Origin of the sequence: Synechococcus sp. R6-7 (genome assembly GCF_047461695.1) — a bacterium.
In the GTDB taxonomy this organism is placed as follows: domain Bacteria; phylum Cyanobacteriota; class Cyanobacteriia; order Thermostichales; family Thermostichaceae; genus Thermostichus.
This window is the reverse complement of record NZ_JANSHS010000034.1, coordinates 1-15,790: the sequence shown is the minus strand read 5'-3', so window position 1 is coordinate 15,790 and position 15,790 is coordinate 1. Positions and strand designations below refer to the sequence as shown.

The window sequence follows — 15,790 nt, the reverse complement described above, 5'->3', positions numbered from 1 at the left end:
TTGGGATGGCCCCCCGGTGGTGCGCTTTGGTGTGGGGGAAAATCTCTACGGGGGAGACGAGATCAAGGCTTTTCGCCAACGGCGTCCTCCCACGAATTTGGCCCGCGAGATGCTGCGTTTGCAGGTAGTCACCTTTGGGGCGGATTGCGGCTCGGTCACCTCAGAGTTTCGCCGCCTGGTGAACGGGATCCCTCGCTTGGGCCGCCAAAGCCAGATGTGGTACAGGTTCCCCGATATCGGCTGGAAGATTGTCTCTGCCCACGTGTCGTTTTTGCCGGAAGATCAGGGGGAAATGCTGCGCAAAAGCTGCGGATCCACCTCGCCCACATAGGTATTCAAGCCAATGGCTGTGGCGATCAAAGCCCCGTCCACCTCCACCCGCCGATACTGGGAGATGGCCTCTGCCAGGGGTACATCCACCACCCGCCGATTTTGCCAGGCCACCATGCGGTCGTATTTGCCTTGGGCGATCAAGTCCACAGCAGCCACCCCAAAGGCTGCTCCCAGCAGGCGATCCAGAGGAGAAGGCGTACCTCCCCGCTGCAGGTGGCCCAAAACCATAACCCGCGTCTCGATGCCGGTGCGCAGGGCGATCTCATTGCCGATGTAATGGCCAATGCCGCCGTAGAGAGACTGCCCCAGGCTGTTGGTGTGGGTCACCGGCTCCCCCGACTCGGTGCGAACCGCCTCTGCCACCACCACGATGCTGAAGTTATTGCCCCGCTCTTTGCGGTCGCGGATTCTTTTGCAGACATTCTCCAGCTTGTAGGGAATTTCCGGGATCAAAATCACATGCGCCCCCCCGGCAATGCCAGCGCTGATGGCAATGTGGCCAGCATCCCGCCCCATCACCTCCATGACCATGACTCGGCTGTGGCTGATGGCCGTGTAGGTGAGCTGATCTAGAGCTTCCACAGCCACGCTCAAAGCCGTGTTGAACCCCACCGAGTACTCGGTGGCACCGACATCGTTGTCGATGGTCTTGGGGATCCCGACAAAGTTCCAATCCCCCTGCAGGGCCAGTTGCCGGAGAATGGCCAAGCTGCCATCCCCCCCCACCCCGATCAGCGCATCCAACCCAAGCCGGTGGTAGCCGGTGATCACCTCTGCCGAGCGATCCACCAAGCTGCCATCGGGCATAGGGTAGGCGAAGGGGTTGCCTTTGTTCACGGTGCCCAAGATGGTGCCGCCGTAGCGCAAAATGCCGGAAACCCGCTTCACATCCAGCAGCTCCGCCTCCACTGGTCGAGCCATGAGCCCTGCCGTCGCATCTTTGATGCCATAAACTTCCATGTCGTAGTCGCGGGCCCGCCGCACCACCGCTCGAATCACGGCGTTGAGGCCGCCACAATCGCCGCCGCTGGTGAGGATCCCGATTCGCTTACGTTTGGGCATAGAGCTCTAGTTAAAGAAAGGTGAACATCCTGAACAGAGATAAGGGTCTATATCGCTTGCAGAGAATCCCTACTCAATCGCAAACTACGGATGTGATCCAGTCGATCATTATCCCAATTATCTTGGTTCAATCAGCTCTGGAGAAACACCTTCTGGTTGGGGGAGTGCTGAAAAAGAAGAAATTGAGGGATCCATACAACCCAGCAAGATCAGGTCAGCTTGCGCTCCCGGTGGGGCTTGGAGTTGGCGATCAAGCCCAGCCGTTAAGTATTCTTCACAAAAAGAATTAAGAAACATTGCCGCACAAGCTGCCGATTAGGAAAGACTTCTATATCTCTGAGGATAGATCTTTCCAAAAAAACTTGGGGGCAACAATCCACTCACAAACTGAAATTATTTGTTAAGCAGGGATGATCAAAACCTGGTCAACCCGATGATAGGGATGAGGATAGAGATAAGGCATCCAGTCTGATTTGGGAGCAGTACCATGACTCAAACCATTGCCCAGTGTGCTCTACAAGGGGCCTCAGAGTTGCTCAGCCGCTACCAGCGGGGAGAGCGCCATTTTCCCCAGTCCTGCTTGGAGTATGCCTTCTTGAGGGGGGTCGATCTGCGAGGGGCCAATCTCGAGGGATCCGATTTGCATGGGGCTAACCTGCGCTACGCCAACCTGCGGGGCAGCAATCTGGCGAAGGCTGATCTGCGCTGTGCCGACCTGCGCTATGCCGACCTTGAGGGAGCCTGCTTGGAAGGGGCCAATTTGAGGGGATCCCTCTACAATCACAGCACCTGCTTCCCGGTGGGGTTTGATCCGGTGACGGCAGGGATGCAGCCCTTTGAGTTCTGATTGGGGAAGGAGAGGGGATCCCTGAGCCCTCAGGCCAAGGGAAAGCGCTCCCGCAAATCTCGAATCACCGGAGCGGGCACCAGATGATCGATGGGGCCGCCCAGCTTGGCGACCTCCTTCACCAGGCTGCTGCTGACAAAACTGTGCTCGCTGGCGGTGGCAAGGAACAAGGTTTCCAGTTCGGGAGCCAAAAGCTTGTTGGTGTGGGCCATTTGCAGCTCCACATCGAAGTCCGACAAGACTCGCAAGCCGCGCACGATCACCTTTGCCCCCCGTTGACGGGCGTAGGCCACCGTCAGACCTGAAAACGTATCAACCTCAACATTTTTGAGATGGGCCGTGGACAGGCTAATCTGGGCTTGCCGCTGCTCTGGGCTGAACAGAGGGGTTTTGTTGGGGTTTTTCAAGACGGCGACAATCACCTTAGAAAAGAGACGACTGGCTCGCTCGATAACATCGAGATGCCCAAGGGTAATCGGGTCGAAGCTGCCGGGGTAGAGGGCGATCATGGCCAACTGTGCACTATTCCCTAGCCTACCTGGTCTCGGGCCCAAGCCAAATAGGTTGTGCTCACTTGAGTGGCTGCCAGAGCCAGGATCTCGGGCTCAGCGTAGGGGTGCAGCTCTCGCAGCCGTTGTTCCAGGCGGGGATAGGCAGTTGCGGGCAATTTGAGCAGGATGAGGAACTCGGCATCGGCCTGCAGGGATCCCTGCCAGCGATAGTAGGACGTGATCCCGGGCAAGACCTGGGCACAGGCCACATAACGTTCGGCCACCAAGGTATGAGCCAAGCGATGGGCCTCGGTTTCGGATCCCACCGTGGTCATGACAACCGCGAGGGTATCGGGTGTGATCTTGTCGTCCATGCGGGGCGGGGAAGTTGTTAGCCGGGCGGTTTCTCCCTATCCTATCGCCCGCCGGGCTAGGCGTTCCTAGCTCACCGAGGGCTTGGCTTTCCCAAAGTAGGGTCGCTTCTGGTGCCAGCGCCAGGCAGTTTGAATGATCTCGGCCAGGTCGGTGTAGAGAGGTTTCCAGTTGAGATCGCGAAGGATGGCGCCGGCATCGCCCACCAAGCGCGGGGGATCCCCAGGGCGGCGCGCTCCCATTTGCATGGGGATCTGTCTTCCGGTCACGGCTGCTGCGGTGGCAATGACCTCTTTGACGGAAAAGCCTTGGCCATTGCCCAGGTTGTAGGCTGGTTGTATGGGCCGGCCAGAGGCCAGCGCTTCTATTGCCAACACGTGGGCTTGCGCCAGGTCGGTGACATGGATGTAGTCTCGGATACAGGTGCCATCGGGGGTATCGTAGTCCTCTCCAAAGACCGTGATGTGGGGACGTTGGCCGCCGGCGACCTCCAACACCAAGGGGATCAAGTGGGTTTCCGGGTCATGGGCCTCCCCAATTTCGCCATCGGGATCGGCTCCGGCGGCATTGAAGTAGCGCAGGCTAATGGATCGGATCCCGTGGGCAACCTGGAAATCTCGCAAGATCTGCTCTACCATTAGCTTGCTCTGGCCGTAGGGGTTGATGGGACGTTGCGGATGACTTTCGGGAATAGGGATCCGCTCTGGCACCCCGTAAGTGGCACAGGTGCTGGAGAACACCAGGTAAGGGATCCCGTGATCCCGCATGGCCTCCAGCAAGTTCAGGGATCCGGCCACATTGTTGCGGTAGTATTTGCCGGGATCCTTGACCGACTCGCCCACATAGGCATAGGCGGCAAAGTGGATCACCCCTTCCGGGCGATAGTGTTGGATGACTTGATCAAGCCGCTTCCGGTCGGCGAGATCCCCAATCTCCAACGGCCCCCAGCGAACTGCCCAGGGGTGCCCGTAAACCAAGTTGTCGTAAGTGATGGGCAGATGGCCAGAGGCCGCCAGAGCTTTGCAGGTGTGGCTGCCGATGTAGCCCGCCCCGCCGGTAACCAGGAGACGCATAGGCAAACGTCAGATGGAAGATCCAACCCAGGGTAAAGGTTGTCAACGGGATCCCTTCAAGCTCCAAAAGCTTCTTTGGCGGCGTACATGACCTCCACACTGATCTCGGTCAAGCCTCGTTCGCGGGCAAATTTTTCGGTGTTGCGTTTAACCTTGCCGCGCACAAAGCCGGGCACCTTGTTCAGCTCCGCCTGGGCTTCCCGCGTCCAGATGAGGTCGGAATCGGCGCTCAGGCTCTTGTGAATCACCTCCTTGGTGTCGTGGCCACCGAAGATCTCCAACAGGTGATCTTCCATGCCCAGGGTAAAGGAGTTGTAGATCAAGTCCACAATTTGGTTGGCGCCCTCATAGCCCAAAAAGGGCCGGTAGCCGATAGGGAAATCCTGCACGTGGATGGGGGCCGAGATGACCCCACAAGGGATCCGCAGCCGTTTGCCCACATGCCGCTCCATCTGGGTGCCGAAAATCGCAGCAGGTTCCGCCTGGGCAATCGCATTCGCCACGCGGGTGTGATCCTCCGTCATCAAGATCTGATCGCAATACCCTCCCACCTCTGCCTGGAACCACTCCCCATCGTAGGTGCAATAGCTGCCCGCCCACACCACGTGGATCCCCATCTCGCGGGCCAGGATTTTGGTGATGGCCGCCGCGTGGGTGGAATCCCCGAAGACCACCGCTTTTTTGCCGGTTAGGTTTTGGCAGTCGATGGAGCGGGAAAACCAGGCCGCTTGGGAAATGTGCAGCGTTTGCTCCTGGATGTAGGCTTCATAATCGACAGGGATCCCTTGCTCGTTTAGGATCTGCTGGATCTGGCGGATGAAGCGGGCCGTTTCCACCACCCCCATCGGGGTGATCTCAATGTAAGGCATGCCGAATTCCTGCTGCAGATAGCGAGCTGTCATCGGCCCCAGCTCCCGGTAGGGCACCACATTAAACCAAGCCCGCCCCAGGTGTTTGAGATCGTGGACACTGGCCCCTTGCGGGATCACCAGGTTGAGCTGGATCCCCAGATCCCGCAGCAGCACCTTCAGCTCCCGCAGATCATGGGCATTGTGAAACCCTAGGGTGGAAATGCCAAGGATGTTACAGGAAGGCCGCTCCGTCTTTTGGGGCAGGCCGTCTAACTCCCCGCTTTTGCGAGCTTTGGTGATATAGAACTCCACAATCTGCTGCAGGGTGCGATCCGCTGCCTGCAATTCGTTAACCCGGTAGTGGTTGACATCTGCCAGCACCACATCGCAGCGACTGGCCAACTGGGCCTGCCGGACAAAGTGATGCAGATCTTCCTGCAAAATGCTAGAGGTGCAGGTGGGGGTGACGACGATCAGATCCGGCTGCTCCTCGCCGTCTTTGCGGACGATGTTGCGAATCACCTTTTCGTCGGATCCCCGCGCCAACACCTGCCGGTCAACGACGCTGGTGGTTACCGGAGTAAAATCCCGCTCTCGCTCCAACATGGAACGCATCACGTTGAAGTAGTCGTCCCCAAGGGGGGCGTGCATGATGCTGTGAACGTTTTTGAAAGAGCTGGCCACCCGCAGCGTGCCGATATGGGCAGGGCCAGCGTACATCCAATAGGCCAATTTCATGGGCAGCCTCTCAAGAAAGCCAGAGACAAAATCAAGGATCCCAACCCACCGCCGGATGTGCACCCGCTGGGAATCTCTCCTGGCATTGTAGAACGCTCAGCAGCCGGCATCCCTTGGCTGTTATCCTCCGTAACTCCCAACCGAGACGCTCCCAAGCCAAACTCGATCAAAAGAAAAACAACCCTGCCAAGGCAAGTGTGATTACGGGGATCCCTCTACTCCGCCCAAAGGGCTTGTTCCATCCTAGAAATAGGAGCGATGGATACCCATCTGGCTCCAGAGCCCAAGCTGGGGAACTTCAGGGATCCTGACAGGTGAATCGGCTAGCAGGCAAGAGCAGAGGAGTTTTTGTAGTTTTCGTTACATGTTAACTTTTGGAGACAAAACATGTAGCTCTACAACGTTGAGCAGAGATTCTTGTTTACAGAAGCAAGCTTTCCGTTGGAGAAGGCAGACTAACAGAGGGAAGAGAGATGGCTAATGTTTCCCTGAATACAAGCTCGACACAGAGAATTGTCGATGGCTAGTAATTTTGCGCGCCGTAACCGACCAAAGGCTGCTGCTTCTTCAAAGGTTGAGGTGAAAGCTTATGGGTTCCACAACGATTTCTTGGCAACGTGCTCGCAAAGCTCCTCAGGAGCTGCCTGGTTCCATGACTTCTGTGCTTTTCAAGTCCACGGGTCGCCTGCGCGACTGGTTGCAGGCTCCGTTGCGTCCCATTCAATCGGCTATGGATAACTTTAGCATCCGCGATCCACGCTTGGCCCATTTCCTTTGCCGGTGGATCCCGGCCCGCTGCCCCTTTGAGCGAGATGTGGTGCTGTTTGGCCATAGGGTGATGCACATTCCGCCCATGTGTAAGCTCAACCCCCTCTACGACCAGGTGGCAGGGCTGCGCTTCCGGGCCTTGTCGTTTTTGGCGGAGCGAGGAGAAGACATTAGCCGTTACCTGTAAGGCAGCTTTTTCCACTAAATCTTTTTTCAAGGGATCCCTGGCCATCCAAAGCCTGCTGCCAAACTCCGGAGCGGATCCCATTAGAAGCGGGTCTCAAACTCGATGGAAATGACATTGTTGCCCTCGAGGTCGGTGCTGGCGCGGGTGAGGGTTTGCTCGTTGAGGCGGTAGCGGGCGCTGTAGCGGGTGGGCTGAAAGGGATCCGTTAGGTTGCGCTGCACCGAGATGGAAGTGGCTGGCCCCAGATCGCGGGCCACCTCCAGCGCTAGCCCTATCGAGGAGCGGTTGGCAGCGCGGGTATCGACCTGGGGGACGGGGCTAATGCGCACCTCGTCTAGGCCCAGGGTGTCCCGCAGCGTGTCCAGCACATCGTTGAGCAAGGCAGTTCCGGCCAGGCCGGCCACTCCCGCTTCGGGGTTGAGGCGGGCCAGAGCTGTGCCTCCCAGGAGGGCGACGATCTCTTCGGGGGAGCGGCTGGGGCTGCTGGAAAGGGCCAGAACCCCGTTGCGGGGATCCGCCTCAGCCAGCTGGCTGGCCCGCCCGTTGACCGTGGCGAAAATCTCGATGCTCTGCTGGGATCCCGGCAGGTTGCGGTTGGTGTCAAAGGGGGAGAGCTCTTGAGGAAAGCGATAGACCTCGATGGCCTGGGTCATCAAGCGCAGGTTCAGGAAGGGATCGAAGGGGTTGTCTAGGTCAAAAGTGGCGGTATTGGAGCGGGAGCGATCCAGGCGAAAGTTGGCAAGGGGCAGGTTGACGCGGCCTCGCTCTAGGGCAATGGTGCCCGCTGGGCGCAGATCCTGGGGAGTGCCAAACAGGCGCAAGGTGCCGGCAGCATTGAATTCAAACAGATTGGGACGCTGCACGCCGATCCCTGGCCCCAAGACCAGCTCCAGTCCGTTGAGCCGCGGCTGCCAGAAGGGATCCGGCGAAGTCGAGCCGGCGGCAGCTGTTGCGGCCTCAGGTTCTGCCCGGCGGGGGCTGACATCCACGATCCCTTGAGAAACCTCCAGCCGCCCCTCGAGCAAAGGTTGCAGAAGCAGCCCTCTGACAGCCACCTCGCCGTCCAGATGGCCAGTGTAGAGGCTGGGCAGGTTGAGCTGGATCCCTTGGAGTTGCAGAGTTAAGGGTGGCGAGGTTTCGTCCATCTGCAGGGCACCGCGAGAGTTGACGGGCAAAAAGCCTTCAGCCAAAAGGGATCCACCCCCCAACTGTCCCCGCAGCTCCTGGACTTGCAGCTGATTGAGGTTAAAGGCGATCTGGCCTGTGAGGTCGGTAATGGGCTCCGGCAGGGCTGCCAGCTTGAGGATCCCCGAGTTGACGCTCAAGTTCCCCTGCAGGCTGGGCTCTCGCAAGGTGCCGCGGATGGCCAGCTCCAGTTGGCTTTGGCCGCCTTCCCAGCGCACCTGGTCGGTGAAGAGGTTGATCAGGCGCAGACCGCCATGCTTGGCTTGCAGGGTGAGGTCGATCTGGTCGGATTCGGCCCGCACCTCGGCAAAGGGCAGGGTGTAGGGCACCAGGCCAAAGAGGCGAATGGGTTCGTCACCATTGGCCAGCAGGGCGCCGTCCAGGCGCAGCTGCCCCCGCTGGTAGTCAAATTGTCCTCCCACCTCCCGCAGCGGCACCTGGTTGATCTGGGCGTTGACCACTGTCAGGGATCCGCGGGCATGGGGATCCCGCAGGTTGCCGGCCAGCTCCACGTCCAGGTTGAGATCCCCCTGCAGCTCCAGCTCCTCTGGCAGGAAGCGGTCCAGCAAAGCCAGAGGCAATCCTTGGATTTGCAAGGATCCCGACTGTTCCTCTATGCCCAGCTTGCCCACAAAAAGGGCTTGACGTTCGCCACTGCGCAACCGCAGCGGCTCCAACACCATTGCATCTCCAGCCAGGCTGCCCCTGGCAGTAAGGCTTTCGATGCCAAACTCCTCTGCCTGCCAATTCTGGCCCTCAAGGTAAAAGCTGACGCTAGGCCGGTTGAGGCTGCCGACCAGGCTAACGCTGGCTTGGAATTCCCCTCGCAGACTTGTGGGCGGCGGGAAAGTGCTCCGCACCGCTGACGCGAACAGCGGATCCATGCGGCTGGCCAAGGTCTCCAGGTGGACGGCCAAGATCTGGGCATAGTACTCCAGCTGCTCCAGGAGAGGATGGTTGGGCAAACCGACCGGGTCGGTCTTTAACGCCGAGGCAGGGCCCAAGGGGGGCCGCCGGAAGCCGCGAGTGGTGATGTCTTGCCACTGCCGCCACTTAAAGGCAGAGACGATGTCTTCCAGGCGGCCCTGGCGGGTGCTGATCTCTAGGTTAATTTGAGGAACGGAAACCTCTGGAGTAGACTCCAAACCGCCCTGGAGGGGATCCGCCGGCAGCTCCAGGGTGCCGCTAGCGGTGTAGGTGCTCTCAAACAAATCCAGTTGAGCTTGGGCGATCTCTAGGCGAGGAGAACCATTACCAGCGTGGTAGTCGAAATCCACCGAAAAGCCCCGTACTTCGATCCCTCCCAACTGCAGATCCGCCACCGCAGCCCGTCCTTGGGCGGCGCCGCTTGCCAGGTCAACTGCCACCTCCCCATCGAGGTTCCCCTGTAGGCTGGCCCACGGCCCGGCAGCCACCCCCCCCAGCAAAGCCAGAGGCAACTGGTTCACTGCCACCTGGAGCTCCTCTTGCCGGCGTTGGCCGCGAATTTCCGCCTCGCCCCGCTGCACCTGAAACTGCAAAGGCTGAAACTGGGGATCCAACTGCAGCGCCAGTCGATCCCGCTTCCCCCGCAGATCCACTTCCGTCCCCTGAACAGACCCCTGAAAGGGCCCGGCCAAGTCTTCAAAGGCCACATCTCCCACCTGCAAGCCCCGCAACTGCGCCTTGCCAGTCACCTGCAAGGTGTCCAGAGGTCCGCGGATCTGGCCGGATCCCTGCAGCACTCCTTTCACCAGCGGCGGCAGGCCGGGTACTTCTGCCAGCGTAATCCCGTCGGTGGTAAAGCTCAGATCCAGGGATCCCACCTGCAGGGTTTGAGGATCCACCGGGATCCGCCCCCGTATGCCGGCCAGCCGAGTTGCGTCGGCCAAGATCTCACCTTCTTGGATCACTAGGCCCGCCCCATCCCAGGCCACCTGGCCCCTTGCCTCTCCCAGAGGCTGCGACAGGATCACCGAGCCCTGCGCCCGCAGCGCCCCCAAAAAGCCCAGCTCCGACACCTCAGCCGTGTTCACCTGCGCCGTGAGGGCTCCTGAGAGGGATCCCGGCCATTGGGGGTTAAAGAAAGCCAGCGGCACATTCTGGGGGCTCACCTGGGCTTGCACTTGCCCTCCTGCCCACCACCCCGCCACCTGCGCCTGCCCTCCTTCTACAGCCAAGACTGCCTGAGGCACCTCCACCACCCAACCGTCAGCCTCTGGCAAGAGCTGGAGCTGCCCTCTTCCGGCGATCTCTCCCCCTTGGGTTGCCCAGGTGGCCTCTACCTGAGGTTGGGATCCCGTCAGCGTCACCTGCACTTGCGCGGAAACCGGCCCCACCCAAGGAAGAGCGCCCCGGCGCGGCAAGTCTCCCCCGTAGAAAGCCAGCACCTGCTCCGCATCCATCCCCGTCACCTGCAGTTGGAACTGGCCCGCCAAGCCAGCAGCCCATTGCAATTGGCCGGATCCCTGAATGCGACCCCCCGCCGCCCTTAGGTCGATTGCCTCAAAAGTCAAGGTTTGATCCGCAAAGTGGAAGCCAAAGGCATACTCCGACACCGGCAGGCGATCCACCCGCCCCGGCGAAAGCCCCCGCAACTGTCCCCGAATCTGTGGCCGATCCAAGGGGCCGGTGACCGTTACGGATCCCCCCACCACCCCCTCCACCGCCACCGGCAGGCCAGTCACGTCAAACGTCTCTTGGATCTGTTGAAGACTGGCCGGCACCAGTTCCGCCTGCAAACCAAACCCCTGCCCCTGGCTCCAGTCCACAGGGCCTTTCAGCTCTGTGAAGGAAAGCTGACCCAAACGACCGCTGACTCCCTGCAGCTCCAGCCCCTGCAAGGTAAAGCGAACGGAGCCCTTCACCTCTTCAAAAGGATGGGGCAACCTCTCCAGATCCAGCCGAGCCTGTTGAACCTGGGCCTGCCCCGTCAACTCCAGCGGTTGATCCCGCCGCCAGAGCACCTGGAGATCCAAGCCAGTTTCCCCCTGCACCTCCGCAAAAGGGGCCGCCGGCACCACACTGGGCAAGAGATCCAAAGGCAGACGAGCCGCAGAAAGCGTCACCGAACCGGAAGCCTGGGCAAAATCCGCCACCCCCCTGAGCTGCAGGGGGTACCCCCCCTCCCCCTCCCGAGGGAGCAACCGTGCCGTCGCCTGGAAACTGGCCCGCCCCCCGAAAAGATCCTCCTCTCCTGGCGGGGCATTGTGAGTCAGCCACACCTGCACCTGGCCCTGCAGCCGATCAAACTGGCGTCGCTCCCCCACCAAAGGGATGGCCGTCAGGGATCCCTGGCGCAAGCGAATATTCAGCCCCTGGAAAGGCAGGGATCCCTCCCCTTCGGGCAGTTGAAACTGCACATCCGCCCAGCCGCGATCCAGCGTTTCCATCAGCAGCAGTTGTGGCTGGTTTAGGGTAACATTCAGCACCCACTGACCCGTCTGCAGCCAAGTCCAGAAATCAGGGCTGAGGTCGATGGAGCCGATGGTGGCCAAATGCTCAATGCGGCTTTCTCCCAAACTCACCTGCCAGGGGGCCAGAAACCTCACCTCCCCCAATTCCACGCGCCGGCGCATCGCTTGCGAGAGGGTTGCTTCCACCTGCGGCAGCACGTGATCTTGAAGGTAGATCCCTGTTCCCCAGGCGGCACCAAAGGCGGCAGCCGTCAAGCCCAAACCCACCCCAGCTAGAGTGATGGGGGAAAGGTTGAATCGTTGCTGCTGCATCTTTGGATCTTGGTGATCCTCTCCCAACCGCCTACCCCTTAAAAACCTGACAGGCTCCCAAAAGCCATTCGTGCACTGCGGGCCGACCTTGCCGGCACAGTTGCCCCCATCCTACCCAAGGACTCCTGGCTTGCCACGAGGGAACAGAAAGAAGAGATCCCTGCTCCCAGGCGTAATTCCCCCGAAGACCCCGCGGAAAAATACCGTCTCCCGCGGAGAACGGGGATGCTAAGCTATCTCCACACCCGAGATTGAACCCACCCTGGGGCCTCTCTCAGGTGTTCCCTTCTGTCGAGATGGTTGAAAGGAGAAGAGCCATTCCGGAACCCCTATCTCTGACGGTCAGCTTGCGCGGCAGCCGCGAGGCGCTGGAAAACTGCCAGGTCTTTCACCTGACTGGCCTTCTGGATGCCTTTTCCGAGCCGGTCTTTGTTAAGGTGGTCACCAAATACCTGGAAGAGGGATCCCCTAACCTGATCCTGGATTTGACAGGGATCGACTTCATCGACAGCTCTGGCGTCGGCGCCCTGGTGCAATTGGCCAAGCTGGTGCAGGGCCGCGCAGGTATCTTTCAGGTGGTGAGCAACCCCCGCATTACCCAAACGGTGAAACTGGTGCGCCTGGAGAAGTTCCTATCTTTGCGCAACTCCTTGCAGGAAGCCTTGGATCGCCTGAAGGAAGGAAGTACGGGCAGTACAGAGACCGCCTGATACGTAATAAGTATGGGTCTGGGAACCTTTTGGGGGATCAGTGCTGGAGCAGGGGATCCCGACTGGATAACGGTCAAAGCAGCCCGCATCCTCAGCACGGTCAACTGGGTGGCCTGTCCCCAAAATGCCGCCGGCCAGCCGGGCCTGGCCTATCAGATTGTGCGCCCTTGGCTGCGACCGGAACAAACCCTCTTGCCGCTTCGCCTGCCCTTTGTCACCCAGCCGGAAGTCCTGCAAGCTGCCTGGCGAGTGGCTGCCCAGCAACTAGCCCCACTCCTAGAAAGGGGAGAAGATGTCGCCTTCATCTGTGAGGGAGACGTGGGCCTCTACAGCACCTTCGCCTACGTGGCCCAAGTTTTGCGGGAGCGGATCGCCAACTTGCCCATCCAGGCCATACCGGGGGTGTGCTCTCCCTTAGCCGCTGCTGCTGCCCTGGGATCCCCCTTGGTGCTCGGCTCCGAGAAATTGGCGATTTTACCGGCTCTGTTCGCCCTCTCGGAACTGGAGCAGGCTTGCGCCTGGGCTGAGGTGGTCGTCCTCATGAAAGTGGCCTCTGTCTATCCTCAGGTTTGGCAGTGGCTGGCCGAAAGAGGTTGGCTGCAACAGGCCAGCTTGGTGGTCTGGGCCGGCTGGCCCCAGCAAACCCTCTTCCCCACCCTGGAAGGACTGGCCGACTACCAGCCCCCCTACTTTTCCCTGCTGATCCTGCGTTCTCGGCCCCGAAATCAAGATTCTCTTAACCTGGAAAACGAGCTACAGCTGGAATGAGTTTTCTAGGATAGGGAATGAGTTCCTTCCGGCGATTAAGCCCGAAGCAGGGGTTGGTTGTTGTTTTTTTGCGTTTATTTCTGTTTAGCTCAAGGCTCGCGCCGAGCCAGCTTGTTTCCCCAAAAAATCAGGTGTCCTGTGACGGAAAGAGGCTGAGGAATCCGAATCCAGAATGCTGGGATCCCTCATTGACCTGAACCAAAAAGAGATGAAAAGACCAAGTTAAAGGAATGATCCAGCCTGTTAAGAATGGTTGCCGCCCTTGGTGGAGAGATCGGCTATAGGTTAGATTATGAATGTAGTGATTCAGGCGAGGAGGATAATATCTCATCCCCATCCCAAACGCGAGGCACCGCTTCTCGACTGACTCAAATCCAAAATTCTCTCCAAAGTTCTCTGTCGGTCAACGCTCTGATCCAAGCTTCCGATCCGTTGCTTCGGCAGATTCTCCTGAGAAGTGGTTGTCTCGCCCAGCAGGGCACCTGGTACCTACGACAGGTTTTCCTCGAAGCAGAACAAGGGAGTTAGGCAGATAGCGGTTGGGCTTGCTGCACAAGCCACTGGGAAAGTGAGAGAGCGCTCTAGGTGTTCCTCAAATAATCCTCAAATAAAAGTGGTTTTGCCAGATCAACAAGCTCAGCCGGCTATTTTGAGTCTCCATTCATGAGCGAGTCAGGGTGGGAAAATCGGTGATCAGGTTCAGGTGCTCTCAACCTGCAAGCTCTGCGAGTCGGAACCAGCGCTCAGTGGGACAAGGACTGCGGGCTTTAGCAATTCGAGGTTCTCTCAGTTCATAGTTTCACTCTCACTTTCAGGAGGTTGCTATGTTTACCTTTCTCTCAAAGATTGCTAGAGCAATTATCCGCATATTTGCTCCTGCCAAGTCCGATCTGGTGGAAGTGGGTTACCAGCCCATCACGGATGATATCTATCGCATCAACGGCTCAGCCTGCCATTTTAGCGATCTGGAGATCTCATCGTAAACCTCAGAGTCGGATTCTGGTGTCGGAGCGGCCACTGGCGCTGGCCTAGAAATTGGAAAAAAAAGCTACAAGTTAAGACAACTGAATAAGTCTTAGTTAAGTCTTGGATGCGGTTAGTCCGCGTCGGCAGGGGTGGTTTTCCTCCCTGTGGCCAAGTTCTACCGGTTCAGTGGTGGCTCCCCGTGGGGGTCACCACTTATTGTTTTGTTGTTTGCAAGTTGTTTGGGAAAATAAGGAGAATGCTTGCGGTTGCCCTATCTCAACCTGTGTTGCCTTCCCCCGTAGTTTACCCAGCTACATCGAATGATCTGGATCCCTTGGCCGAAGTTCTAGCCCAGGTTTTTCATCCCCCCTCAGGTCTGCAACGCTGGATCTACCCAATTCGCAAGCTGGGCATTCGCGAAGAGTTGCGCCTCAGGCTGGCCGCAAGGGATCCCCACTACTGCTGTCTGGCAGCTGCGGTGGGATCCGAAGTGGTGGGCACTGCCGAGATCTCTTTGCGGGTCACAGCCCACGGGAAGTATCCCTACCTCTCCAACTTGGCGGTGCTGCCCGGCTGGCGGCGGCGAGGAATTGCTCGTCTGCTTTTGCTCAGTGCTGAAGGGGTGGCGAAAGGGTGGGGCTACCGCTGTTTGCATCTGCACGTATTGGAAGACAATCTCCCCGCGCGGCAACTGTACGCCCAACTGCGCTACACCCCTATTGAACGCACCTCTCAACTCTGGCGATGGTTGGGGATCCCTCCGCAGCTTTTGCTCTGCAAGTGGTTACCTTGAATTGGCCCATCGGCAACATTGAGCTGGCAGATTCCCACCCCGCCGGCTTGCTTCATGGTGGTGAGACGAGGTCCTGGACTCAGCTTTTATAAAGTTATGTAAACTAGAAATCGGGTTTTAGAGAGGTCCTAGAGTGGCAGTGAAGGAAGTGGGCAGAGTTTGGCGCTGGTTAAACCTCATGGGATTGGTTGTGGGCCTGCTTGTGGGCTTTGGGATGACTCAGCCTGCCTGGGCCCAATGGGGAACTACTCCTCTCCCGCCAATAGGTTCTCCGGCACCGGAGTTCGCATTGCCAGATCAAGCCGGGCAAATACGGCGGCTGGCGGATTTTCGGGGGGAGTGGGTGGTGTTGTATTTTTACCCCCGCGACTTCACTTCCGGCTGTACGATTGAGGCCCGCCGCTTTCAGCAAGATTTGCCCAAGTTCCGGGCCATGGGGGCACAGGTTGTGGGCGTGAGCGCTGACTCGGTGGACTCTCACAGGCGCTTTTGCTCGGCAGAGGGGCTACAGTTTCCTTTGCTGTCGGATCCCGATGGTACGGTTAGTCGAGCTTACGGCTCCTGGATGGGCGATGTTGCCCTGCGCAATACGTTCTTGATCGACCCGGAGGGGATTTTGCGAGAAATCGACCCAATTGTAAACCCCAGCCGCCACAGCGCTGAGGTTCTGGCCCAGTTGCAGCAGCTTATCAGGAACTAGCCCTCTAGCTTTCCGGGCCAAAAGTCTGCTCAAACTCGTGGAGCAACTCGTCGATCTCCTCCAGCGCTTGGTTGACATCCACGCGCAAGCTGCCCAAGTCTGGCTTTTCCAACAGCTTGGCTACCGCTGGCCGGCGTTCGCGGATTAGCTTGATGCGCTCTTTCAAGGCGGCAATTTCGGCGGCGTCCATAGCTTCAGAGACCTAATTGACTGATACATTCACGCTGAACTCTCCTGAA

Annotated in this window: 15 protein-coding genes; 8 read left to right on the top strand and 7 right to left on the bottom strand. The window is 58.9% G+C overall.

What is annotated here, in order from left to right; all coding sequences use genetic code 11:
- On the top strand, window positions 1-331 hold a 331-nt coding region (locus tag NW815_RS01480; protein ID WP_414415640.1), incomplete at its 5' end, for an AtzH-like domain-containing protein.
- Here the strand turns inward: NW815_RS01480 and NW815_RS01475 are convergent.
- Window positions 283-1,395 carry an ATP-dependent 6-phosphofructokinase gene (locus NW815_RS01475; protein WP_414332294.1) on the bottom strand — a complete coding sequence of 371 codons (1,113 nt, stop codon included), beginning with the start codon at window positions 1,393-1,395 and terminating at the stop codon, window positions 283-285. The two genes, NW815_RS01480 and NW815_RS01475, sit on opposite strands and share 49 nt — an antisense overlap.
- A 487-nt stretch (window positions 1,396-1,882) precedes the next feature.
- Here NW815_RS01475 and NW815_RS01470 point away from each other — a divergent pair, with 487 nt between their 5' ends.
- The gene (locus tag NW815_RS01470; RefSeq protein WP_414344503.1) at window positions 1,883-2,242 is read left to right on the top strand and encodes a pentapeptide repeat-containing protein; all 360 of its coding nucleotides are present in this window, start codon (window positions 1,883-1,885) and stop codon (window positions 2,240-2,242) included.
- A gap of 29 nt (window positions 2,243-2,271) precedes the next feature.
- Here the strand turns inward: NW815_RS01470 and coaD are convergent, their stop codons facing one another.
- From coaD to bchB, 4 genes are all read right to left on the bottom strand, one after another.
- Window positions 2,272-2,751 carry a pantetheine-phosphate adenylyltransferase gene (coaD, locus tag NW815_RS01465; RefSeq protein WP_011433776.1) on the bottom strand — a complete coding sequence of 160 codons (480 nt, stop codon included), beginning with the start codon at window positions 2,749-2,751 and terminating at the stop codon, window positions 2,272-2,274.
- Between the two features lie 20 nt (window positions 2,752-2,771).
- Window positions 2,772-3,107 (bottom strand): divalent-cation tolerance protein CutA, encoded by a 336-nt coding sequence (gene cutA, locus NW815_RS01460; protein WP_414384006.1) that lies wholly within the window; start codon window positions 3,105-3,107, stop codon window positions 2,772-2,774.
- Window positions 3,108-3,173: 66 nt separating this feature from the next.
- Window positions 3,174-4,178, bottom strand: coding sequence for a UDP-glucose 4-epimerase GalE (gene galE / locus NW815_RS01455; protein WP_414389741.1), 1,005 nt, complete (start codon window positions 4,176-4,178; stop codon window positions 3,174-3,176).
- A gap of 56 nt (window positions 4,179-4,234) precedes the next feature.
- Window positions 4,235-5,767, bottom strand: coding sequence for a ferredoxin:protochlorophyllide reductase (ATP-dependent) subunit B (gene bchB, locus NW815_RS01450; protein WP_414389739.1), 1,533 nt, complete (start codon window positions 5,765-5,767; stop codon window positions 4,235-4,237).
- 652 nt (window positions 5,768-6,419) lie between these two features.
- On the opposite strand from bchB, the gene NW815_RS01445 reads away from it, so the two are divergent.
- Window positions 6,420-6,722 (top strand): Mo-dependent nitrogenase C-terminal domain-containing protein, encoded by a 303-nt coding sequence (locus NW815_RS01445; protein WP_414389737.1) that lies wholly within the window; start codon window positions 6,420-6,422, stop codon window positions 6,720-6,722.
- An 80-nt stretch (window positions 6,723-6,802) separates the two neighbouring features.
- Here the strand turns inward: NW815_RS01445 and NW815_RS01440 are convergent, their stop codons facing one another.
- A complete protein-coding gene (locus NW815_RS01440) occupies window positions 6,803-11,614 on the bottom strand; it encodes a translocation/assembly module TamB domain-containing protein (protein ID WP_414415639.1) in 4,812 nt (1,603 codons plus the stop codon).
- Window positions 11,615-11,910: 296 nt separating this feature from the next.
- Here NW815_RS01440 and NW815_RS01435 point away from each other — a divergent pair, with 296 nt between their 5' ends.
- The 5 genes from NW815_RS01435 (at window position 11,911) to NW815_RS01415 (ending at window position 15,551) form a co-directional block, all read left to right on the top strand.
- Window positions 11,911-12,324, top strand: a complete 414-nt coding sequence (locus NW815_RS01435; RefSeq protein WP_011433770.1) for an STAS domain-containing protein — start codon at window positions 11,911-11,913, stop codon at window positions 12,322-12,324.
- Window positions 12,325-12,336: 12 nt separating this feature from the next.
- Complete coding sequence (locus tag NW815_RS01430) at window positions 12,337-13,092, top strand: precorrin-2 C(20)-methyltransferase (RefSeq protein WP_414388703.1); 756 nt, start codon at window positions 12,337-12,339, stop codon at window positions 13,090-13,092.
- Window positions 13,093-13,916: 824 nt separating this feature from the next.
- Window positions 13,917-14,075 carry a hypothetical protein gene (locus NW815_RS01425; RefSeq protein ID WP_414329361.1) on the top strand — a complete coding sequence of 53 codons (159 nt, stop codon included), beginning with the start codon at window positions 13,917-13,919 and terminating at the stop codon, window positions 14,073-14,075.
- A 239-nt stretch (window positions 14,076-14,314) separates the two neighbouring features.
- Window positions 14,315-14,851 carry an N-acetyltransferase family protein gene (locus tag NW815_RS01420; protein WP_414415638.1) on the top strand — a complete coding sequence of 179 codons (537 nt, stop codon included), beginning with the start codon at window positions 14,315-14,317 and terminating at the stop codon, window positions 14,849-14,851.
- 214 nt (window positions 14,852-15,065) lie between these two features.
- On the top strand, window positions 15,066-15,551 hold the full coding sequence (locus tag NW815_RS01415; protein ID WP_414399170.1) for a peroxiredoxin: 486 nt from the start codon (window positions 15,066-15,068) through the stop codon (window positions 15,549-15,551).
- Between the two features lie 4 nt (window positions 15,552-15,555).
- Here the strand turns inward: NW815_RS01415 and NW815_RS01410 are convergent, their stop codons facing one another.
- Entirely contained in the window at window positions 15,556-15,741 is a 186-nt protein-coding gene (locus NW815_RS01410) for a hypothetical protein (protein WP_011433765.1), read from the bottom strand.
- Between the last annotated feature and the right edge of the window lie 49 nt (window positions 15,742-15,790).

Coding starts and splice junctions, on each gene's coding strand:
- NW815_RS01445 (WP_414389737.1), top strand. CDS start 6,420: ATGACTTCTGTGCTTTTCAAGTCCACGGGTCGCCTGCGCGACTGGTTG.
- bchB (WP_414389739.1), bottom strand. CDS start 5,767: ATGAAATTGGCCTATTGGATGTACGCTGGCCCTGCCCATATCGGCACG.
- NW815_RS01475 (WP_414332294.1), bottom strand. CDS start 1,395: ATGCCCAAACGTAAGCGAATCGGGATCCTCACCAGCGGCGGCGATTGT.
- galE (WP_414389741.1), bottom strand. CDS start 4,178: ATGCGTCTCCTGGTTACCGGCGGGGCGGGCTACATCGGCAGCCACACC.
- NW815_RS01440 (WP_414415639.1), bottom strand. CDS start 11,614: ATGCAGCAGCAACGATTCAACCTTTCCCCCATCACTCTAGCTGGGGTG.
- cutA (WP_414384006.1), bottom strand. CDS start 3,107: ATGGACGACAAGATCACACCCGATACCCTCGCGGTTGTCATGACCACG.
- NW815_RS01425 (WP_414329361.1), top strand. CDS start 13,917: ATGTTTACCTTTCTCTCAAAGATTGCTAGAGCAATTATCCGCATATTT.
- NW815_RS01410 (WP_011433765.1), bottom strand. CDS start 15,741: ATGGACGCCGCCGAAATTGCCGCCTTGAAAGAGCGCATCAAGCTAATC.
- NW815_RS01415 (WP_414399170.1), top strand. CDS start 15,066: ATGACTCAGCCTGCCTGGGCCCAATGGGGAACTACTCCTCTCCCGCCA.
- NW815_RS01435 (WP_011433770.1), top strand. CDS start 11,911: ATGGTTGAAAGGAGAAGAGCCATTCCGGAACCCCTATCTCTGACGGTC.
- NW815_RS01470 (WP_414344503.1), top strand. CDS start 1,883: ATGACTCAAACCATTGCCCAGTGTGCTCTACAAGGGGCCTCAGAGTTG.
- NW815_RS01420 (WP_414415638.1), top strand. CDS start 14,315: ATGCTTGCGGTTGCCCTATCTCAACCTGTGTTGCCTTCCCCCGTAGTT.
- coaD (WP_011433776.1), bottom strand. CDS start 2,751: ATGATCGCCCTCTACCCCGGCAGCTTCGACCCGATTACCCTTGGGCAT.
- NW815_RS01430 (WP_414388703.1), top strand. CDS start 12,337: ATGGGTCTGGGAACCTTTTGGGGGATCAGTGCTGGAGCAGGGGATCCC.